The sequence below is a fragment of the Roseovarius sp. E0-M6 genome (assembly GCF_037083845.1).
Lineage (GTDB): Bacteria > Pseudomonadota > Alphaproteobacteria > Rhodobacterales > Rhodobacteraceae > Roseovarius.
On sequence record NZ_JBAPLA010000004.1, the window covers coordinates 17,727 to 37,973 of the forward strand.

Sequence of the window (20,247 nt, forward strand, 5' to 3'; positions counted from 1 at the left end):
CGCCGGACCCGATCAGTCGCCTTCAGCGACATATTTGATTTCTTCGGAGATCTTGAGCTCCACCAGAACGTTCTCGTCGTCGGACTCGTCGCAAAGCGCCGAGCGATGCGCGATCCCGCGCGGGATCAGCAGCATGTCACCGGGCCGAACGATGCGTTCGCCCATCTCGGTCTCCCATCGCAGGGCGCCCTTGACGCAGAAGATAATTTCGTGCGCGTCGGCATTCCGGTGCCAGAAACCCATGTCTTCCTTGCTCCGCTTCGACAGATCAATCTTGACAGTCTTGCCATCGTACATGCGCAACGGCTTGCCGTCGGCCAAACCAAAGTTGGACGGTTGGAATTTTTCATCGAAGATATTGAACAGGCGTAGCGCTTCAGCGAACTCCAAAATTCCGCCATTGATCATCGGCGACGTGTCACGCTGCAGGACAACGTTCTTGCCGTCGATTGTAATAAGCTCTCGGTTCGGGGTGTTGGACATGATGTTACTCCTTGATGGCCCGGTATTTCACCGTTGGGTCGTGGTTTTCGAAAAGCGGATGATGCCGTCCTTGCCCTCGCTGCGCTCAAGATCGCCTGCATGCAAAAGTCGGTTCAGGTGAGCCAGAGCCTCGCCCATGGCGAAGTTTACCTGGTGACCATCCAGTTCGCGCGCGAAAAGCGGCGCAAGCAGCGCGGCGGCGGTTCTTGTTTCACCCTCCGGTAGAAGCTTCTTGACCAGCTCCAGCCTTTCGGCGTGATGTTCCTTCAATTCCGCAATGCGCGACAACGCATCGTGAAATGGCTCGCGGTGAGAGGGCAGCACGAACGTTTTTGTGGTGAGGACCTTGTCAAGGCGGTCCAGTGTATCGAGGAATTCCTTCAACGGGTCGGCGAGCGGCTCCCAGGGCCAGACGCTGACATTGGTGGTGATCTTGGGCAGAACCTGGTCGCCCGCGATCAGGATATCATCCTCGGCGCAGTAGAGCATCGCCGTATCGGGAGAGTGGCCCTGTCCCGTCATTACGCGCCAATCGCGCCCGCCGATCGTGAGCGTGTCGCCGTCGGTCAGGCGATCAAAGGCGTCCGTGAGCCGCACACCGGTATCGTAGAGAACGGTTTCCCTGCGGTATAGATCGACCAGTTCTTCGCTCGCGCCATTCTGCGCCCAGAACCGGCCTCTCAGATCGAAATCATCGCTGTAGAGGGATTTGAGCGCTGCATTGGCCGCCATCCACTCAAGCTGGGTCATCCGCGGCCTGAGCCCCCATCGCTCCCCGATGTAGCGGCAGTTGCCTGCATGGTCGGGGTGGAAATGCGTGATGATGAGACGAGTGACAGGCTTGCCACCAAGCACCGAATTCCATGCGGATTCCAGAAGGTCGATGGTTTCATCGTCGCCCCAGCCGCAATCTATCATAGTGAAGCCGTCACCATCGGCCAGAAGCCACAGGTTGACCGCACGCAGACTGCGGAAGGGCACAGGCACGGTGACGCGGAAGACCCCCGGTGCGACCTCGACAGGCTCGGGATGGCCCTTCGGATCTGTTGCAGGAGCTGTCATTGTCATGTCGCCAATTCGCTGTCGGATATCTGCGGCGGCTCGCCGCGCATTTCAGAGGCAGCCTCAATCAGCGCCTTCATCAACCCGGCATAGCCGGTGCAGCGACAGATATGGCCACCCAGAACCTCGCGTATCTCCTGCTCGTCTGGGTTCGGATTATGCGCCAAAAAATCCGAAAACGACATCAGGATACCGGGCGTGCAGTAGCCGCATTGCAGTGCATGGTTGCGGTGCAATGCTTGTTGCAGGACTGTCAGCGCGTCCTTCCGGTCGCTGAGACCTTCCACTGTATCCACCTTGCGGCCATCGGCCTGAATGGCCAGCGTCAGGCAGCCGCGCTGTGCAACGCCGTCTATTCGCACCGTGCATGCCCCGCACACGCCGTGCTCGCATCCGACATGCGTGCCAGTCGCGCCCAATTCGCTGCGAAGGAAATCCGTCAGCAGGGTACGAGCAGTGGCCCGGCCACTCCTGCGGCGTCCGTTGAGTTCGATGGTGACGGGAACGGGGTCTTCGCTGGTCACACCGCGCATGCGCGCACCTCCTTGATCAGCGCTGGCGTCAGCCGACGAACGAGATCGCGGCGGAAGCGGGCGCTGGCGTGAATGTCGTCAAAGCCGCCAAGCTGCCAAGCGAGGTGCTCGATCCTGTCCTTTACTTCGTCCGGCCCAGCGTCGGCATTCATCTCTATGCATTGCGGCGTGTCAGCGACGCCGCCGATCCCGATACGCAGCGTGCCGTCATCCCGTGCGATGACGCCCACAGCCACGATGGCGAAATCTCCATGCCGGCGGGCCACCTCGCGGAACGCCCTGCCACGCGCTCCGGCCCCGGCGGGAAAGCGCACGGCGGTTATGATCTCGTCATCGGCACGCGCCGTTTGCAACATGCCGGATTGGAAATCTTGCGCCTTGAGCACGCGCGTGCCGGAGGTCGAGCGCAGCACCACCTCGCCTTCGAGCAGCGCGAGCGCGAGCGGCAATTCCGAACTCGGGTCGGCATGGGCGAGCGATCCGCAGACCGTTCCGCGGTTACGCGTCTGGAAATGCCCGACCCACGGCAGAGCCTTGGCGATGAAAGGCGCCTGCGCCTCGAGCTCGGGCCATGCGAGGAGTTCACTTTGGGTGACGGACGCGCCGATTTCGATCATGCCGTTGCGGAGTTTAATCGCGTTCAGCTCGGGCATGCGCGAGATATCGACGATAACGCTCGGCTCCACAAGCCGCAGGTTGAGCATCGCCATAAGCGACTGCCCGCCCGCCAGAAGGCGCGCGTCAGCCCCGTGTTGACTTAGCGTTGCGACCGTCTCGTCGAGGTTTTCGGGGCGCATGTAGGTGAATGGGGCCGGCTTCATTGCGCACCTCCGAAGAGCCTGCGCAGAAAGGCCATAAAGCCCTTCGACTTGGAGTCTGTGTTGCCCTCTGTAGCCTTAGGCGTGTCGCCTGCAGCGATACGTGACAGGCGCTCGAAGAACTGGCTGATCACCACTTGGGCGGCACGCTTGATCATGCGGCCACCGACCGAAGCAACCTTGCCAGCGACGTCCACAGCGTAGGTGTAGGAAATGAGCGTGCCGTCATCCTGCGGCGTCAGGTTCACACGGCCGGAGCCGTTGGCCTTGCCCAGCGGCCCGGAGAGCGTTCCCGACAGCCGCGCCGAGCGCTCGGAATCGAGATCGCTCAGCTTCACATCCGCCGTGAAGCGCCCCTTGATGGGGCCCACGCCGAGCGAGACCTCGGCCTTGAAATGCTCCGGCGTGACCGCCTCGACCGAGTGACAGCCGGGAATGATCTTCTTGAGGCTTTGCGGGTCGAGCAAGCTGCGCCAGATCGCGGCGGGATCGGCCTTGACGAGAACACTGCCATCACCGCTGATGCCCGAACCAGAGACAGGCTCTTCGGACTCTTTGGGCTGCGGCTGTTCCGAGCCCTCGGGGGGCGCAGGCTCCTCGCCCTCGATCGTCGCGTTCAGCCATTCCGGCGTGATGGGGAGCTGCACGTCCTTGACCGAAAGAGCGTCGGCGACCGCGTTGGCGATGCAGACCGGGGTGCTCATGCAGTTGCCTTCCGCCAATCCCTTGGCCCCAAGCGGGGTGAATGGCGACGGTGTCTCGATATGCATGAACTCGATTTCCGGCACCTCGCAGGCCGTCGGCACCAGGTATTCCGCGAAGGTGCCCGTCTGCAGCGCGCCGTTATCATCATAGACGATCTCTTCGTAAAGCGCACTCGCGAGGCCCTGAACGAAGGCTCCGTGCAATTGGCCTTCCGCCAGCAGCGGGTTGAGTAGCTTGCCCGCGTCATGCATAGAAATGTAACGGTCGATGCGCACCTGCATGGAAACCGGATCGATCTCGATGCCGCAGGCGTCGAAGACGAAACCATAGGTCAGCGAGGTGTTGATCTCATCCTTGCTGTTGGGCGGCTCGAGCTCCTGCGGAGACCAAACGCCGGTTTCGCTCAGCGAGGGTTCGTCCTCTTCCGGCACCAGCACTGGAGACCAGTGAACGGTGCCCGCGACACGCTCGAAGGGCATGCCATTATCCGGGTTTGTCTTTGAGAACACCCGTCCGTCGCCGAAGTCGATATCTTCCGGCAAGGTGTTGAGCAGTCGCGCGGCCAGGCGGCCGACCTTGCGGCGGATCTTCTGCGCCCCCAGATGCGCGGCAACCGCCGTGCCCGGAGAGAAACGGCACGAATAGGTGCCCGCCGCGATCGACCACGGGTCTTTCTGGGTGTCCAGTTCGAGATTGACGTTAATGGTATCCGGATGAAGGCCGAGTTGATCGGCCACTATCTGAGAGAGGACCGTGGCGTGCCCCTGCCCCTGCACGGTGACATCGGCGGTAACCGACACGGTTCCGACCGCGTCGACATTGACAGTCGCCATCGAGACCGCGCCGTTCTTCGGCCCTTGCCGCTCGCGCATCTCTTTTGGGACGATGGTGCTTAGATAGCCCATGTTGGACATGCCCGGCTCCACCACAGCGGCGAAACCGATACCGTAGATGCGGCCTTCTTTGCGGGCGACGTCGCGCCGCTTGCGCAGGTCTTCCAGGTGCCCATCGGCCATCGCCTCTTCAATGGCGCGCTGGTAGTCTCCGGAATCGTAAAGCGCCCCGGCTGCGGTGCGATAGGGAAACGCACCGGCGGGGATCAGGTTTTTGCGAATGACATCCAGTGGGTCGAGATCCAGTTCCACCGCGATGCGCTGCATGAGTCTCTCGAGCGCGAGGTAGAGTTGTGGCCCGCCGAACCCGCGCACGAGCGCTGCGGGCATCCTGTTGGTCAGAACCACGCGGTTGGTGATCGCGAGGTTGCGAATGTCATAAGCGCCGGTCGTTGCGCCATGCATGCGATAGAGCGGCCCCGGCATCGGCGCGCGCAGGTAGGCGCCGTAGTCCTCCAGATTTTCAAGCCGCAGCGCCGTCACCCGGCCATCCTCCTCGACCGCCGCCTCGACCTTGGTGAAGCGATGGGGGCAGGAATTGGCGGATTGCAGATGCTCCAGCCGATCCTCAACCCAAGACACCGGCCGCCCGCATTGGCGCGACGCCAGCGCCATCAACACGATGTATGGAAAGACCGAGAGCTTGATCCCGAAACTGCCGCCGCTGTCGGCCGGCACGCGCAGGCGGAGCTTGCTGCCCGGCACCCTGAGCGACTTGGCCATAACAGGGTGAACGCTGTAAGGTCCCTGGAAATTGGCAAGCACGTCAAAGCTTTCGTCGCCCCGATTGTAATCGGCAACCACGACGAAGCATTCCATCGGCGTGAAGCTGTTGCGCGGATACTCAACGTCGATGGAGACCGAGTGCGCGGCCTTGGCAAATGCCTCGTCCGGCTCTCCGTAGGAGAATTCGCGCACGGAGACTTCGTTCGTTTCCGCCTCCGGATGCAGAACCGGCGCATCGACGTTGGCGGCCTTGAGCGGATCTGTCACGACCGGCAGCTGGTCATATTCGACATCAACGAGGTCTGCGCCATCTTCGGCGATGTATCGGTCATCGGCCACGACGAGCGCCACCGCTTCGCCGCTAAATCGCACGCAGTCAACCGCGAGACTCCACTGGTGAAGCTTCGGCTCCTTCAGCACGGTCAGGAACGGATCCGAGATTTCCTTAATATCTTCCCCGGTCAGCACGGCGTGAACACCGGGCAGATCCAGCGCCCTGCTGGCGTCAATGCTCTTGATGATCGCATGCGCGACCGGCGAGCGCACTATGGCAGCATGGAGCGTGCCGGCGGGCCGCGCCATATCGTCTGCATAGCGCCCCGCCCCCATGAGCAGCGCGGCATCCTCCCTGCGCTGCACCGACCGGCCCAAATACCCCGCCGACTCATTCGAGGTCGGCGCGGAATCATCCAGAGCCGTGCGCTTATCGTGCAGTTCTGCGGAAGATCCCAAATCGCTCAAACCGGCGCCCTGTCCGTATAGTGAAAGTTTTATGAGGACCGACTGGCCGCAAAGGCCGGCAATCACAACATATTGAGGGAAGGTAGCAGCCGCGCCCTAGGGGGTAAAGATATAATTCGTAATTTCCTACCAAATTTCGCTTTGAATTTTGTGATGCGAGGGCTAGGCTTCTTTCGCCGGGTTGTGTTAGGTGCCAATCAAAGCCTTGAACGGAGCCGTCATTGTCAAAATCGAGACTCGATATGCCCATGCAGGAGCACGACGCCACAGGCATCGTGATCGACGCGGCATCTTACGAAGACCTCCAGACCATCATTCAGATTGATAGCAACGCGTCCGGCGAAGCCAAGCCGGAATTCTGGCTTGAATGCTACAAGCGGCAAGGCACCGAGCTGAATTCAACCTTCCTCGTTGCGAAGTCTGACGGCGAGATCGCCGGTTTCACCATTGGGACAATCAAGACCTGGGAATTCGGCTCGCCCGCGTGCGGGTGGGTGGAAACGATCATCGTCGCGCCGGAATTCCGAGGTCAGAGCATCGGAACCCAGCTCTTCGATGCAGTCGTTTCGCACTTTCGGAGCAACGGCATCACGACCGTTCGAACCATGTTGGATATCAGCGATCATGCCCTGATGTCCTTTTTTCGCTTTCAGGGCATGTCGGCCGGACCCTTCATCGAGCTGGAAATGCAATCGGAGTGATATTCCGAGACAAAGAACTCGGGCCACACACGGTTCCGCGCAGATAGAATGAGGCGAAATGAAGCTACAGCAGGCAACCCGCTACTCGATACTCGCCGTTCTGCACATGGCATCCCGTCCGAATGAGCAGATTCCGGCCAGTGAGCTGGCCGATATCTATGGCGTTTCACAGCATCACCTTGCGAAGGTTCTGCGCACGCTCTCGCGGGCGCGCATCGTTGAATCCATGCGCGGTGCCGGCGGTGGATGCAGCTTCATCGGGGATGCCCGCAAGATCACGCTCTATGACATCATTCGCCTCTTCGAGGATGATTGGCTGACCCCCCGCACCACCGAGGCCGAAGCGCCGACGGACGTGTCCGCCGAGCTTTTCCGTGTGCTTGGCGAAGTCGACCGTATCACCGCCGCAACGCTTCAATCGGTGACCCTCCAGACCATCATCAACAACGCGGAGCGCGTCGCGCGCCGACGCGACCAAAATCAGGGCAATTCGCATAAGGCCTGACCTAAACCCGGGCCCGCTCTCCCGGTGCGTGCGAATGTTCTAGATGCCCGGCGCAGCGGCCGCCCTTCGAATTAGGTCGACGGCAGAAATCCAACAAGCCCTTTACCTTGAACCCGGAAATCCGAGGCACGCATGTGAGACCCAACGCCCGGGCGCACATGTGTGCCCGGGCGCTGCGTGACCGTCAGCGCGGCGGGGATTGCGCGAACCGCACGAGTGGATTTTCTCAAAAGATTTCTTGACGGAACACGCAAACAATTGTGTAGTACAAATGCGCAATTTAATACCTATTTGCCGCTTGCGTCCATCAATGGCGCTGGCGAGGCTCTGAAAAAGGCAAATGCGCAAGGGGAGAAATGTAATGAAGCTATCCAATAAGTTCACCAATATTGTCGCAGGCGCGGGGCTGCTTGCTGTCAGCAGCGCCCCGGTCTTTGCACAAGACTCTGTCAAGGTCGGCCTTCTGACCGACTTCAGCGGCGTCTTCGCCCAGCTTGCAAAGGACGTCGAAGACTCCTGGATGCTGGCCTATGAAGAGCGCGATGGAATGGTCGCCGGGCACAAGATCGAAATCATCCGGGAAGATTCGGAAAACTCGCCGCAGGTCGGCGTCCAGAAGGCCAACAAGCTGATCAAGTCCGATGATGTGGCCATCTTCGGCGGGGTGATCTCGTCCGGTGTGGGAATCGCCCTTGCCGGTGTCGCCGACAAGGAACAGGTGCCGTTCGTGGCCGGCTTCGCGATCGCGGACCCGCTGACCGGCAAGTTCTGCAGCCCGTACGTGGCGCGCACCTCTTTCTCCGCCAACGCATTACAGGCCGGCACCGGCGCCTATTGGGCCAACGAGGGCGTCAAGACCGCCGCCTTCCTCGGTCCGGACTATGCCGCGGGCCAGGCCATGCTGGCCGGCTTCAAAAACGGTTTCGAAGCCGCTGGCGGCAAGGTGCTGCTCGAGGAGCTGACGCCGTTCGGCAAAACCAAGGACTGGGGCCCTTCGCTTCTCAAGGCGCAGCAGACCGGCGCCGAAATGATCTACACGTTCTATGCCGGCTCAGAGGCGGTGCAGGTCGTCAAGCAGCACGCTGCCTTCGGCATGCAGGATGCCTTGCCCCTGCGCGGCGCGATGTGGATCTACGACGAAGCGCTCTGGGACGCCATGGGTGGGGTCCAGATGGGTGCCATCCACGTGACAAACTACACCAATGCGCTCGACACCGATGCGTCGGAACGGTTCGAGCAGGCATTTATGGACAAGTACGGCCGCCTGCCGGTTGCCTCCAATGCCATGGGGTATACCAACGCAGTCGCGATCTTCGATGCGCTCGAAGACGCCATTGAAGCCAACGGCGGCGAGTTGCCAGAAGATGGGGCGGCGATCATCGATGCGCTCTCTGCCCTGAAACTTTCGGACGACCCGCGCGGCCCGGTCAGCTTCAACGACGATCACAACGCAATGCAGGAAAGCCTCTATATGGTCCAGATCGTCGAGGGCGAAGACGGCAAACCGCGGCACGAGTTGATCGACACGCTGGCCTATGGGGAAGACCTCCCCGGCTGTGAGATGGACTGACATACAACTGACGAGTTCGGCGGGGCTTCGGCCGCGCCGAACTCGACTTGCACAAAATTGACACTCAAAAACAGGCTCGGGTGCATCTGTGACATTCTTTCTTTTCAACCTATTGAATGGACTTCAGCTCTCCATGCTGATCTTCCTGATGGCCGTGGGGCTGACGGTGATTTTCGGATTGATGGACATTCTCAATCTAGCGCACGGCGCCTTCTACATGGTCGGAGCGTATTTCGGGTATGTTGTCTTCCAGACAACGGACAGCTTCTGGATATCCCTCGCGATTGGGCCGCTTCTGGCAATGTCCCTGGGGTTCCTGCTGCAGTATTTTGTCCTGCAACCGCTCATAGATCGAGGCCGCACGGCACATCTGGACATGGCCCTGCTCACATTCGGCCTGCTGTTCTTCACCATCGGCCTTTTCGACCTGATTTTCTTCGAAACGCTCGGCCTGACCTTCATGAGCATCGACAAGCCCGCCGGGCTCGGCAGCTACATCGACATCGGGATCCTCTATCCCACCTACCGGCTCTTCGTAATCGCCCTCGGCCTTGTCGTGGCTCTCGCCGTCTGGCTGTTGCTCGATCGCACGGTGATCGGAGCAGTGGTGCGCGCGGGCGTGGATGACCGAGAAATGGTTCGGGCCATGGGTGTGAACATCTACGTTGTATTCGCCTGCGTCTTCGCGCTCGGATGCTGGCTTGCGGGCCTCGCCGGGGTCGTCGCCGGAGCGGGGCTTTCCATCGACATAAACATGGGTGTGCAAATCCTCATCCCGACACTCGTGGTCGTTGTGTTGGGCGGTCTCGGCTCGGTCAAGGGATGCTTCTTCGGTGCACTCATCGTCGGCATGACTGAGACACTGTCCCAAGCCTATGTTCCAGCGCTGGCGCTCTTCGCCACATATATTCTCTTGGCCGCGATGCTAATTTTCCGGCCCCAGGGCTTCTTCGGCCGCGCGCCGAAAACCGTCTGAGGTAGGTTTCGAAAGATGGAGCATTCACAAGAAGATAGCGGCCAAGGGAAAAACGGCAGCAATGTCTCGAACCATGACCCGATGCAGCCCCGGGCAGCACGTGAACACAAGACGTTCCTTTACATTGCCTCCGCGGGCCTCCTTTTCCTGATCGCCATCCCCTTCTTCGTAGGGGAATACTACGTGTCGCTGGCCAGCGAGATCCTGATCTTCGCGATACTCACCTCCGGCATGAACCTGCTGCTGGGCTATACCGGTCTCGTGTCGCTGGGGCACGCCGCGTTCATGGGCGTCGGCGCCTATGCGACGGCAGTCGGCAGTTCGCTGCTCGGATACCCGGTCTGGTTCGTCATGCTCGCCTCGATTTTCGTCAGCCTGCTGATCGCCTATGGCATCGGATTGCTGAGCGTGCGCACAAAGGCCGTGCAATTCCTGCTCATCACTCTGGCCTTCGGGCAAATGTTCCACGCCATTGCGGAGAAGACACGCTATACAGGAGGCGATGACGGGATGACCAACATTCCGCGGATCGACCTCTCCTTTCTGGGGCTGGATGTCGATCATGACCGGGTCTTCTATTTCTTCGTGCTGATCTGCTTCGTGATCGCGCTCGTGATTCTGCGCCTCGTCGTCGATAGCCCCTTCGGCCGGGTTCTGGTGGGGATACGCGAAAACGAGAAGCGCATGTTGGCGCTTGGCTATTCGACCTTTCCCTACAAGGCCCTCGCCTTTGGTATCTCCGGCATGCTCGCAGGCCTCGCCGGCAGCCTGTGGGTTCAGCACAGCTTCTTCGTCAATCCGCACATCATGACCTGGCAGATGTCGGGTGAGGCGCTGCTGATGGTCATCATCGGCGGGTCGAAGGCGTTCTTCGGGCCTCTTCTGGGCGCCGCCTTCTATGTACTCGCCAAGGACTTCCTGTCGGATATCACCGAGGCTTACCTGATGTTCTTCGGCCTTCTCTTCGTGCTTGTTGTTGCCTTCTTCAACGGCGGCATCGCAGGGTTCATTTCACGGGTATTCAACAAGTTTAAGAGCCCGAGCGGAAAGGACGGACAATGAGTCAGCTATCCGTCAAGAACATCTCGAAGAGTTTTGGCGCCTTGAGTGTGATCGACAAGTTCGATCTCGAGTTGAACATGGGTGAGCGGCATGCGGTGATTGGCCCCAACGGGGCGGGCAAGACGACGCTTTTCAACATGATCTCCGGCTGGATAGCCCCCGACACGGGAACCATCGAGATCGAGGGGCTCGACATCACCAACAAGACGCCCCAGGCCGTGACGCAGGCGGGCCTGGCGCGCTCTTTTCAGAAGAACACGCTGTTCGATTTGCTGACGGTGGCCGAAAGTCTGCGGCTCGCGGTTCAGGCAAGCAGCAAGGTGCGCTTCAACTTCCTGCAACCCGCGCGCAGGTTTGGGGGCCTGCAGCAGCGCGCGCATGAAATCGCTCGGCAGATGGAACTGGAGCCGGTTTTCCATCAGGAGGTGAGTACGCTCTCCTACGGTCAGAAACGGCAGCTTGAGGTCGGCATGGCGCTTGCCTGTTCACCAAAAATCCTACTGCTCGACGAACCGGCGGCGGGAACGTCCCATGCGGAACGCGCCAGACTCGTGCGTCTTCTGACGACACTGCCGAAGGATGTAACCCTTCTACTGGTTGAGCATAACATGGACGTGGTGTTCGGCGTGTGCAGCCAGATCACCGTTCTCAACTACGGGCGCATCGTCGCGTCCGGGACGCCAGAGCAGGTGCGCCGGGATCCGGAAGTGCGCGCAGCCTATCTTGGCGAATCCGCATCCCCTGAAGGCGAGGTGGCTGACGCATGAGTCGCAACGAAAATGCACAGGACGCGCTGCTAACCGCCACAGAGATACACACCTATTATGGTGACAGCCATGTTCTGCATGGCGTATCGCTGCAAGTGAACCGTGGTGAATGCGTCTCCCTGCTTGGGCGCAACGGGGCGGGTAAATCGACCACCCTGCGCTCCATCCTCGGGCTCACGCCGGCGCGCAGCGGCACGATCACCTTTGCGGGCAACGATATCACCCGCAACCCGACGCACCGCAATATCCGCGAAGGCATCGGCTACGTTCCCGAAGACCGCGGAATTTTCTCTTCGCTGACCGTGCGTGAGCATCTTGATGTCGCGATGTGGGCCAATGGCAAATCCGTCTCGCAGCGTGACGAGGTTCTGAAGCTCTTTCCCAGAATTTCCGAGAGGATGGGTCATTTCGGTCAGCAACTCTCGGGCGGAGAGCAGCAGATGCTCGCCATCGCGCGCGCGCTTCTTTCCGAGCCGGAGCTGCTCATTCTCGACGAACCCTCCGAGGGTCTGGCCCCGATCATCGTTGAAGAGGTTCGCGACACGCTCCTGCGAATCAAGGCCGGAGGCACTTCGATCCTGCTCGTGGAGCAGAACGTGGCCTTGGCGACGGCGGTTGCCGATAGCGTAACGGTGCTGTCTCAGGGCATCGTCCAGTTCTCGGGCACCCCGGCCGAGCTGGAAGCACAGCCGGACATCAAGGAGACCCATCTGGGCATCGCTTGACGCGCAGCTCAGGATGCGCACCATTTCGAAACGCGAAGGAAAGTGACGTCACCGATGAATGCGTCTATCTATACCGATGACTGGAAGTCCTGGAGCGATCCGGAGGTCCCGGAGTTCTTCAATCCGACCGAAGTCATCCTCGACCGGCACGCCGAGGGCGACTTGTCCGGCAAGGTCGCGATCATCGCCGATGACGTTCCCGTCACCTACGCGGGAATGCGCGAAGAGGTCTGTCGCGCGGCCAACGGCCTGCGCGCGATGGGGCTGCTCGTCGACTCGCGCATTCTTGTTTTCGCCACGGACAGCCTCGCGACCGTCTCCGTCTGGATGGCGGCCGTGCGCTGCGGGGTCGTGCCCACCAGTATATCGGAACTCTACAAGGCCCACCAACTTGCCTATTTCCTGCGCGACACCGCGGCAACGGCCCTTTTCGTCGACGAGGCCCAGTTCGGCAAGCTCGAAGAGGCAGGCGACCTGCTGCCCGACACGCTTCGCAAGGTCATCGTGAACGGCGCCCTGCCCGCGCATGGTTCTCTGCAGGAGCGCGGCATTGAGGTCGTCTCTTACGCGGAACTCACCTCGGGGCAGGAGAGCACCGCCGCCCCAACGCCGCGTCACCGTAACGACGTGACCTACATGTTCTATTCCGGCGGCACCACCGGCACCGCCAAGGGCATCACGCATCTCGCGCATGACTTCATGATCGTGCCCGAGCGCCATGGGCTCTGGTGGGAATACGAGCCGGGCGACATCGTGCACGCCACCTCGAAAAAGTACTTCACGCACGGGCTCTGGCCGGGCCTTCTTATCCCGCTCTACTGGGGCGCCACCGTCGTGATCACCTCACAACCGCCGCGCCCTGACCTCGTCACGGCCCTGGTGGAGAAACACAAGCCCACCAAACTCATCACCGTGCCCACGGTGATCAAACTCCTCCTTGCCCATTTCGACGAAATGGACAGAGAGCCGGAATTCGCCTCGGTCCGCGCGGTCTACTCGGCCTCGGAGAAGATGCCGCCCGAAGTGTTCGAGCGCTGGTACAAACGCTTCGGGGTGGAACTGATGGACAGCATCGGCTCTTCGGAGGTGACCTATGAATGGATCGCCAATCGCCCCGGGGATTTCCGTCGCGGGTCACTTGGCAGGCCGGTGCCCGGCGTCGAAATCCGGCTGGTCGATGACGATGGCAACGACGTGACAACGGCCGACACGCCGGGCGAGTGCTGGGTCAAATCCCGGACGGCCTGTTTCTTCTACTGGCGCAAGTTTGACGAGACCAAAAAGACCTTCCAAGGGCCATGGGTACGCACCGGCGACCAGCTCCAATTCGATGATGACGGGTATTTCTGGTTCGCTGGCCGCTCCGACGATGTGTTTAAGGTCAGGGGGCTGTGGGTGTCACCCATCGAGATCGAGGCGGCGATCACCGAAGATGCGCGCGTACTCGAGGCCGCAGCGATCGGCGTCGAGGGCGAAGACGGGCTGATGATCGTCAAGGCTTTCGTCGTTCTCCGGACCGGCACCTCTGGCGACGAGGCCCTCGTGGCCGATTTGCAGGATCGCGTGCGCAGCAATGCAGGCGGGTACAAGGTTCCCGGCGCGATAGCCTTCGTCCACGAACTGCCCCGCACCACGCTTCAGAAAATCGACCGGCGCGCTCTGCGCGACCAGGAGGAAGCCGCCCAGCGCAGCTGACGCGCTGGATTCCATCCCTTGGCCGAAGCGGAATTATGCCTTGAATTATTTATCTTTGTAATTTACCTTTGATACAAAGTTATCATCCAGGGAAACTCATGGACCGCAAGCTGGGCACCGTTGCCAAGGACAACCCCGACGAGGTCGAAAGAACAGACGTCGGACGGGCGCTGACCGTCTCGCGACCAGAACTTCTGGTCAATGGCGACGATGGCACGTTCCGACACTTGGTGCATGATCTTCTGGCCTTCTCTTCCCGGCTGGAAGCCGTGCGTGAAAAGTTCGGCAGCCACCTTGGCCTTACCGGCATCCAATACACGATCCTCGTCTCAGTCAGCCATCTACAGGTGCAAGACGGGGTCGGCATCAAGGCTATTGCAGCTCATCTTGGCCTCTCGGGTGCTTTCGTGACGATCGAAACCGGCAAGCTCATACGGCAGGGACTGCTGACCAAGCGCCCAAACCCCTCGGACCGGCGCCGCGTGTTGCTTCAGGTCTCCTCACAGGGCGAGGCGCAACTGGCCGCGCTCGCGCCCATGCAGCGCGAGATCAACGATGCGATCTTCGACTCGCTCGATTCCGAGGGGTTCGGCGCGCTTGCTACTCAGGCGGCGGACCTGCGCAAGGGTGCGGACAAAGCGCTTGCGCTGGCGAACTACCTGCTGTCCGTCACTGGGGACAAGGCATGAAAACGCCGGCCTCCCCTTCCCCGTTCGACGCGATGGCTTTTCGCAAATGCCTCAGCCAGTTCCCGACCGGCGTTTGCATTGTGACAGCCGCCAGCGATGCGGGCCCAATCGGCATGACGATCAGTTCCTTCAACTCGCTTTCACTCACCCCGCCGCTGGTACTTTTCAGCATCGACAGGCGCGCCCAAAGCCTGCCGGCCTGGGAGGCTGCTGCCAATTGCGCGATCCATGTTCTGTCACAGGAGCAGCGCGATCTCTCGAACCGGTTCGCCCGACCCGACGCCAACAAGTGGGAGGGGCTGAATTTCCGCACCCAAGACAATGGTACGCCGATCCTTTCGGGGGCAGCGGCCGTCATGGAATGCCAGCGCCATGCCGCGCATGATGGCGGCGATCACGTGCTCTTCATCGAGCGCGTCTCGCGGTTCCAAACCTTTGGCGAACGCAAGCCGTTGATGTTCTGCCAAGGCTCCTACCATGCCCTTGGCACCGAGGGAGTCCATGCGGAGCTTTGGCCGCTCGACATTCACTACTAGGCGATGTGCGCCGAGAACCGAATTCAAGGGAGAAAGTTACATGATCAAGACAGGTGACCAACATATCAATTCCATACAGGACGGCCGCCAAGTCTATATCGATGGCAATCTGGCCGGTGACGTGACCGTGCATCCCGCGTTCCGCAACGCCTGCGCCATGGTCGGCAGCATTTACGACTTCCAGTCACGACCCGAAAACGCAGAGTTGATGACCTACGAAGTCGTGGATACCGGCGAGAGGGCCAATCGCATCTGGCAACTGCCCACGTCCTATGACGAACTCGTGCAGCGCCGCAAGGCACTCGAGGCGTGGTCGAGCCTGCATTGCGGCTTCCTCGGCCGTTCGCCCGATCACGTAGCCTCGTGCATTTCGGGGATGTATATGGGGCTCGACGTTTTCGAGGCCTATGACAAGAACCGCGCCGGGGCACTGGCCGACTACTACCGCTACGCGCGCGACAACGAGCTTTTCCTCACCTACGTCATCATCAACCCGCAGGCGGACCGTTCCAAGGGCGCGCACGAACAGCAGAACAAGTTCCTCACCGCTGGCGTCGTGGATCAGGACGCGGAGGGGCTCACGATCCGCGGCGCCAAGATGCTGGCCACCGCCGGCATCATGGCCAACGAGGTATTTGTGACCTGCATCCAGCCCTTGTCAGAGGGCGAGGAACCATATGCTCTTTCCTTCGCCATCCCGATGAACGCCAAGGGGCTGAAAATCCTGTCGCGCAAATCCTACGAGGCGGATGCCAAGAACGTCTACGACAACCCGCTCTCGAGCCGCTACGACGAGAATGACGCGGTGCTCTATTTCGACGATGTGAAGGTTCCGTGGGATCGGGTGTTCATCAACCAGGACACAGAGATGTGCAACAAGCAGTTCCACGCAACGCCGGCGCATGTCTACCAGAACTATCAGGCACAGGTGCGGCTGATGGTGAAGCTGCGCTTCATGGCCGGACTGGGGCGGCGTATCGCAGAAGTGAACGGCGTGGTGAATTTCCCGCAGGTGCGCGAGACGCTGGGAGAACTTGCAGCCAAGTGCTCGATGATCGACGCCATGGTGCATGCGATGGAGGCCAAGGGCTTCAAGTATGGCCCCTATTTCGTACCCGACCGCCATACACTCTATTCGGCGGCGGTACTGAGCCAGCAGCTCTACCCACAACTGATCACCACCCTGCGCGACCTGGCCGGGGGTGGGCTGATCATGCTTCCGTCCTCCATCGCCGATTTCGACAATCCCGAGCTTGCGGAGTTGATCGGCAAGACGCAGCAATCCCCTGCGGCCGATTCCGAGGGGCGTGTGAAGTTTTTCAAGCTCGCATGGGACGCCATAGGCTCGGAATTTGCCTCGCGGCATACTCAATACGAGATGTTCTACTCCGGGGCGACCTTCGTCACCAAGAACCACAGCTTCCGAACCTATGACTGGGATTGCAGCCTGGGCATGGTCGACCAGTTGCTGGACGGCTACTCGCTGGAAGACGAGCTGTCTCGCATGACACAAGCCGCAGAGTAAGGAGAGACAGAATGACCATCGACAAGGAACATTTGGAATTTCACCCAGTGGACATGGAGAGTGGCTGGGCCTCACCGCCCGGCTATCCCGCGGGCATCCAGCAGAAGATCCTCGCCGGTAAGCTCGACGAGACAGGCAAGACCGGGAACCGGACGCGCCTGCTGCGCTTCGACCCCGGTGCCTTCACCATCACGCCTTTCGTGCATGACTACTGGGAAGAAGTTTATCTCGTTTCGGGCGACCTGACGGTCGGCAATGACGAGAACGGCGAAGGCGGCGAGAGCTTTGCACCAAACACATATGCCTGCCGCCCGCCAGGGGCCTATCACGGTCCGTTCAAGTCGGAAGGCGGCTGCGTGCTGCTGGAAACCCACTATTACGACGAGACATGAAGCGCACAGCACGGCCCCCACCGGGGTCGTGCCCTCAACCCGCGATCGGCAGTTCCGTGATAACGTAGGAATGCGCGATCCGCCGGTCGAGAACCGGATCAATCAGCTCGAAGGAGAACCGGTCGGAGGGGCGGATACCGCCCTTTGCAGGCAGCGTTCCGCCCATCATCACGTCGCCATCCTGCATGCCGCCCGTTTCTTCGTCGGCCGCGAGGATCGACATCAGTTCTTCCGCTGGGCGCATCGCGTTCACCGTGCCTTCCTGGTAAGTGACGATGCCGCCCTCCTCATCGATCTGCGAGCGCAGTATAAGCTTGTCCCAATGCCCGCGACCTCGTCATAGGGCCAGAAAACCGGGGCGATAGGCTTGTCGCAGATCTGCTTGGCCACCGTAATCCCCTGTTTTTCCAGTTCACGATCGGTGTGATCAGACCCCACGCCGACCCATTTCTCGCCGTCAATCATGGCGATCACGAATTCGACCTCGCCGCTCGTGCTGCCGCCACTCACCTCGATACAATCCGTCGTCGTCAACCGCGCCACGGAATTGCGGTACATGATGGGCGTGCGCGCAGGACGCGGGATGCCCATCTCCTCCAGTTCGCGGATATGCGCCTCCATCGCGTCCACGTCGCGGGCCGTCCAGCCCATGACGAAGAGCCGCCGGGCCGACAACGTCACGTTGCGCTCACCGTCTTTCGTGCTGAGCGTGAGGGCGATGTTTTCTTTGGTCTGCGCCATGTCCGGCACCCTTTCTTTTTTGGCCTTCGATTCGGGATCAGGCCTTGTCTTCCAGTCTTTCGCGGAGCTTGAAGCGCATGATCTTCCCCGATCCCGTTCTCGGGATCTCCTCCACAAGCTCGATTTTCGCCGGCACCTTGTAGGCCGAGAGGCGGGTCGCGCAGTGGCTCCTCACGGCATCCTCCTTCACCGTTTTGCCCGGTTTGGGAACGATGAAGGCGACGGGCACCTCGCCGAGGCTCTCGTGCGAGATGCCCACGATGGCACAGTCGAGCACCTCGTCAAGCTCAGTCACGGTCTCTTCAACCTCGGCAGGCGCGATGTTCTGACCGCCCCGGATGATGATCTCCTTCACGCGCCCGGTGATGGTGATGAAGCCGTTCTTGTCGCTGCGGGCCAGGTCGCCGGAATAATACCAGCCATCCCGCAACACCTCGTTTGTCTTTTCTGGCATGCGATTATAGCCGATCATCAGGTTTGGACCCCGGCAGATCAACTCACCCTCCTCGCCAAAGGGCACATCCTTGCCGGTCGCGGGGTCGATGATGCGCAACGCCAGTCCCAGAAGCGGCGGCCCGCAGGAGCCGGGAACGCGCGCGGTGCCCGACCAGTTCATCGTCACCATGGTCGACATTTCCGTGATACCGTAGCCATCGAGCAGCTGAACGCCGAAGCGTTTCTCAAAATCCCTGTTGAGCGTGCCCGGCAGGATCGCCCCCGCGGAGATGCAGTAGCGCATACTCCCGAAAAGGGTCTCCTCTTCGTCGTCGGTGGCCTGCATGAGATAGTGGAACATGGTAGGCACGCCCGGCATCAAGGTGAAATCACCACTCTTGAGCATCTCGATCGCGCCTTTCGTCGAAAAGCGCTCCATCAGATACACCTCTGCGCCGGTGGCCAGAACGGCGAGCACCGACAGTGTCAGCGCATAAGAATGGAAGAGCGGCAACGGCGACAAAAGCCGGTCGTCTTCGTTGATCCCAAGCGTCGGCCACCAACAGGCGGCTGTCGTCCAGAGAATGGCGCGCGTGGAGATCAGCACGCCTTTCGGCAAACCCGTCGTGCCGGAGGTGTAGATGATGTAGGAGGCCTCGTCGATGTCCTCGACCGGCAGTTCGACTCCGTCCGCCGGTCGCGTGCAGAGCGCGACGAAGTCGCTCACTTCCGTCCCGTCCCCTACCCCGACCGACGGATCGATCAGGATGCGCTTGACCTCCCCTGCCTTGTCGATCTCGTCGAGCATCCCGCTACGCTCTGCCCGGGTCACGACGAAGGTGCATTGGGCATCCTCGATCCGGTAGGCGGCCTCGTTGACCATGGAATCATAACTCACCGGCACGGCTATGCCGCCAGCGCGCACCGCCGCGAGGGTGGTCACGATCCAGTCCACGCTGTTGGGAAGCCACACCGCGACCACGGGCCTTGCCCCGCCGGAGAGCTTACGGAGCCATGTCGCGAGGTGGCGCGTATCTTGTTCCAGCTCTCCGAATGTGATGGCCCGCGCCGCATCCCTGTAGGCGACCTTGTCGGGAAAGCGTTGGGCCTGACGTTCCAGGAGTTCCGAAACGGGTGCAATGAGTTCGCTTCTGATCATCTTTGTTTCTCCCCCCTGACCGCCTCGTGTCAGACCATGCTGAATCCGCCGTTGACGCTTATGACCTGCCCGGTGATCCATCCCGCCCCCTGCGACGACAGGAAAACCACCATCGGAGAGACATCCTCCGGTTTGCCGATGCGTTTCAACGGGTAGGCTTTCAGGATCCTGTCCATGTGCTTGGCCAAGAATTCCGGATCCTGGTGGGCCGTCTCGACGAGCCCGAGCGCAATGGTGTTGACGGTAATGTTGTAGCGGCCCAGCTCCTTAGCCATCGACTTGCCGAGCGCGATCGTGCCGCCGCGGGCAGTGGCGGCGATGGAGATGTTTGCCTCACCGATGCGGGAGCTGTCGCCGACGATATTGATGATCCGCCCGCTTTTCTGCTCCACCATGTGCCGGGCAGCAGCGTGCGAGCAATTCAGAGCACCATAGAGACAGACATCCATCTGAGGCTTCCAGTCCTCGGGCGAGGACTCGACGAAGCGCTGGTATTTCACGAGGCCGGCATTGTTGACGAGGATATCCATGCTCCCCCAATCGGCAACCACATCATCCATCATGGCCGTCACATCATCGTAATCGCTGATGTCGGCTTTCCAAGCCCTGGCCACGCCGCCGGCCGCGGTGATCTCATCGACGAGTGCCGCGGCTTCGGCTTCCGAGTTGCGGTAGTTGACCGCGACCTTCGCGCCCTCCGCCGCCAACAAACGTGCGATGTGCCCGCCCACGTCCCGGCCGCCGCCTGTGACCAATGCTACCTTGCCCGCAAGACCAAGTTCCATGTTTCGTCCTCCCTCTCGCGCCT

The 20,247-nt window shown here is 60.8% G+C and carries 19 protein-coding genes and 1 pseudogene; 12 read left to right on the forward strand and 8 right to left on the reverse strand.

The window, feature by feature from the left end:
- Positions 1-12: 12 nt before the first annotated feature.
- Genes V8359_RS11655 through V8359_RS11675 form a run of 5 tightly spaced genes read right to left on the reverse strand, consistent with a single transcriptional unit; the run spans position 13 to position 5,961 of the window.
- A complete protein-coding gene (locus tag V8359_RS11655) occupies positions 13-483 on the reverse strand; it encodes a cupin domain-containing protein (protein ID WP_336429074.1) in 471 nt (156 codons plus the stop codon).
- A 27-nt stretch (positions 484-510) separates the two neighbouring features.
- Complete coding sequence (locus tag V8359_RS11660; protein ID WP_336429075.1) at positions 511-1,545, reverse strand: MBL fold metallo-hydrolase; 1,035 nt, start codon at positions 1,543-1,545, stop codon at positions 511-513.
- A gap of 2 nt (positions 1,546-1,547) precedes the next feature.
- Complete coding sequence (locus tag V8359_RS11665; protein WP_336429077.1) at positions 1,548-2,078, reverse strand: (2Fe-2S)-binding protein; 531 nt, start codon at positions 2,076-2,078, stop codon at positions 1,548-1,550.
- Positions 2,066-2,899 carry an FAD binding domain-containing protein gene (locus V8359_RS11670; protein ID WP_336429078.1) on the reverse strand — a complete coding sequence of 278 codons (834 nt, stop codon included), beginning with the start codon at positions 2,897-2,899 and terminating at the stop codon, positions 2,066-2,068. The genes V8359_RS11665 and V8359_RS11670 overlap by 13 nt, the downstream gene beginning before the upstream one ends.
- On the reverse strand, positions 2,896-5,961 hold the full coding sequence (locus V8359_RS11675) for a xanthine dehydrogenase family protein molybdopterin-binding subunit (protein WP_336429079.1): 3,066 nt from the start codon (positions 5,959-5,961) through the stop codon (positions 2,896-2,898). Before V8359_RS11675 ends, V8359_RS11670 begins: the two co-directional genes overlap by 4 nt.
- Before the next feature lie 248 nt (positions 5,962-6,209).
- Here V8359_RS11675 and V8359_RS11680 point away from each other — a divergent pair, with 248 nt between their 5' ends.
- The 12 genes from V8359_RS11680 (at position 6,210) to V8359_RS11735 (ending at position 17,104) form a co-directional block, all read left to right on the forward strand.
- On the forward strand, positions 6,210-6,662 hold the full coding sequence (locus V8359_RS11680) for a GNAT family N-acetyltransferase (RefSeq protein ID WP_336429080.1): 453 nt from the start codon (positions 6,210-6,212) through the stop codon (positions 6,660-6,662).
- 58 nt (positions 6,663-6,720) lie between these two features.
- A complete protein-coding gene (locus V8359_RS11685) occupies positions 6,721-7,167 on the forward strand; it encodes an RrF2 family transcriptional regulator (RefSeq protein ID WP_336429081.1) in 447 nt (148 codons plus the stop codon).
- Between the two features lie 361 nt (positions 7,168-7,528).
- Complete coding sequence (locus V8359_RS11690; RefSeq protein ID WP_336429082.1) at positions 7,529-8,737, forward strand: ABC transporter substrate-binding protein; 1,209 nt, start codon at positions 7,529-7,531, stop codon at positions 8,735-8,737.
- Positions 8,738-8,825: 88 nt separating this feature from the next.
- Positions 8,826-9,713 carry a branched-chain amino acid ABC transporter permease gene (locus V8359_RS11695; protein ID WP_336429083.1) on the forward strand — a complete coding sequence of 296 codons (888 nt, stop codon included), beginning with the start codon at positions 8,826-8,828 and terminating at the stop codon, positions 9,711-9,713.
- A gap of 15 nt (positions 9,714-9,728) precedes the next feature.
- Complete coding sequence (locus V8359_RS11700; protein WP_336429084.1) at positions 9,729-10,775, forward strand: branched-chain amino acid ABC transporter permease; 1,047 nt, start codon at positions 9,729-9,731, stop codon at positions 10,773-10,775.
- Positions 10,772-11,542, forward strand: a complete 771-nt coding sequence (locus V8359_RS11705) for an ABC transporter ATP-binding protein (protein WP_336429085.1) — start codon at positions 10,772-10,774, stop codon at positions 11,540-11,542. Before V8359_RS11700 ends, V8359_RS11705 begins: the two co-directional genes overlap by 4 nt.
- Positions 11,539-12,267: an ABC transporter ATP-binding protein gene (locus V8359_RS11710; protein WP_336429086.1), complete on the forward strand. Its 729-nt coding sequence runs from the start codon at positions 11,539-11,541 to the stop codon at positions 12,265-12,267. Before V8359_RS11705 ends, V8359_RS11710 begins: the two co-directional genes overlap by 4 nt.
- A gap of 54 nt (positions 12,268-12,321) precedes the next feature.
- A complete protein-coding gene (locus V8359_RS11715; protein WP_336429087.1) occupies positions 12,322-13,962 on the forward strand; it encodes an acyl-CoA synthetase in 1,641 nt (546 codons plus the stop codon).
- A 98-nt stretch (positions 13,963-14,060) separates the two neighbouring features.
- Positions 14,061-14,651, forward strand: coding sequence for a MarR family winged helix-turn-helix transcriptional regulator (locus tag V8359_RS11720; RefSeq protein WP_336429088.1), 591 nt, complete (start codon positions 14,061-14,063; stop codon positions 14,649-14,651).
- Entirely contained in the window at positions 14,648-15,187 is a 540-nt protein-coding gene (locus V8359_RS11725; protein ID WP_336429090.1) for a flavin reductase family protein, read from the forward strand. The genes V8359_RS11720 and V8359_RS11725 overlap by 4 nt, the downstream gene beginning before the upstream one ends.
- Before the next feature lie 40 nt (positions 15,188-15,227).
- Positions 15,228-16,712, forward strand: coding sequence for a 4-hydroxyphenylacetate 3-hydroxylase family protein (locus tag V8359_RS11730; protein ID WP_336429091.1), 1,485 nt, complete (start codon positions 15,228-15,230; stop codon positions 16,710-16,712).
- 11 nt (positions 16,713-16,723) lie between these two features.
- Positions 16,724-17,104: a cupin domain-containing protein gene (locus tag V8359_RS11735; protein WP_336429093.1), complete on the forward strand. Its 381-nt coding sequence runs from the start codon at positions 16,724-16,726 to the stop codon at positions 17,102-17,104.
- A 34-nt stretch (positions 17,105-17,138) separates the two neighbouring features.
- Here the strand turns inward: V8359_RS11735 and V8359_RS11740 are convergent.
- The 3 genes and pseudogenes from V8359_RS11740 to V8359_RS11750 form a co-directional block, all read right to left on the reverse strand.
- Positions 17,139-17,845 (reverse strand): annotated as a pseudogene (locus V8359_RS11740) (DUF2848 domain-containing protein).
- Positions 17,846-17,882: 37 nt separating this feature from the next.
- Positions 17,883-19,439: a class I adenylate-forming enzyme family protein gene (locus V8359_RS11745; protein WP_336429094.1), complete on the reverse strand. Its 1,557-nt coding sequence runs from the start codon at positions 19,437-19,439 to the stop codon at positions 17,883-17,885.
- A 29-nt stretch (positions 19,440-19,468) separates the two neighbouring features.
- Positions 19,469-20,224, reverse strand: coding sequence for an SDR family NAD(P)-dependent oxidoreductase (locus V8359_RS11750; RefSeq protein WP_336429095.1), 756 nt, complete (start codon positions 20,222-20,224; stop codon positions 19,469-19,471).
- Between the last annotated feature and the right edge of the window lie 23 nt (positions 20,225-20,247).

Excerpts from the sequence above, each read along its gene's own strand:
- V8359_RS11665 (WP_336429077.1), bottom strand. The coding sequence starts at position 2,078 with ATGCGCGGTGTGACCAGCGAAGACCCCGTTCCCGTCACCATCGAACTC.
- V8359_RS11710 (WP_336429086.1), top strand. The coding sequence starts at position 11,539 with ATGAGTCGCAACGAAAATGCACAGGACGCGCTGCTAACCGCCACAGAG.
- V8359_RS11685 (WP_336429081.1), top strand. The coding sequence starts at position 6,721 with ATGAAGCTACAGCAGGCAACCCGCTACTCGATACTCGCCGTTCTGCAC.
- V8359_RS11700 (WP_336429084.1), top strand. The coding sequence starts at position 9,729 with ATGGAGCATTCACAAGAAGATAGCGGCCAAGGGAAAAACGGCAGCAAT.
- V8359_RS11705 (WP_336429085.1), top strand. The coding sequence starts at position 10,772 with ATGAGTCAGCTATCCGTCAAGAACATCTCGAAGAGTTTTGGCGCCTTG.
- V8359_RS11660 (WP_336429075.1), bottom strand. The coding sequence starts at position 1,545 with ATGACAGCTCCTGCAACAGATCCGAAGGGCCATCCCGAGCCTGTCGAG.
- V8359_RS11680 (WP_336429080.1), top strand. The coding sequence starts at position 6,210 with ATGCAGGAGCACGACGCCACAGGCATCGTGATCGACGCGGCATCTTAC.
- V8359_RS11730 (WP_336429091.1), top strand. The coding sequence starts at position 15,228 with ATGATCAAGACAGGTGACCAACATATCAATTCCATACAGGACGGCCGC.
- V8359_RS11745 (WP_336429094.1), bottom strand. The coding sequence starts at position 19,439 with ATGATCAGAAGCGAACTCATTGCACCCGTTTCGGAACTCCTGGAACGT.
- V8359_RS11735 (WP_336429093.1), top strand. The coding sequence starts at position 16,724 with ATGACCATCGACAAGGAACATTTGGAATTTCACCCAGTGGACATGGAG.
- V8359_RS11750 (WP_336429095.1), bottom strand. The coding sequence starts at position 20,224 with ATGGAACTTGGTCTTGCGGGCAAGGTAGCATTGGTCACAGGCGGCGGC.
- V8359_RS11690 (WP_336429082.1), top strand. The coding sequence starts at position 7,529 with ATGAAGCTATCCAATAAGTTCACCAATATTGTCGCAGGCGCGGGGCTG.
- V8359_RS11720 (WP_336429088.1), top strand. The coding sequence starts at position 14,061 with ATGGACCGCAAGCTGGGCACCGTTGCCAAGGACAACCCCGACGAGGTC.
- V8359_RS11670 (WP_336429078.1), bottom strand. The coding sequence starts at position 2,899 with ATGAAGCCGGCCCCATTCACCTACATGCGCCCCGAAAACCTCGACGAG.
- V8359_RS11715 (WP_336429087.1), top strand. The coding sequence starts at position 12,322 with ATGAATGCGTCTATCTATACCGATGACTGGAAGTCCTGGAGCGATCCG.
- V8359_RS11655 (WP_336429074.1), bottom strand. The coding sequence starts at position 483 with ATGTCCAACACCCCGAACCGAGAGCTTATTACAATCGACGGCAAGAAC.
- V8359_RS11725 (WP_336429090.1), top strand. The coding sequence starts at position 14,648 with ATGAAAACGCCGGCCTCCCCTTCCCCGTTCGACGCGATGGCTTTTCGC.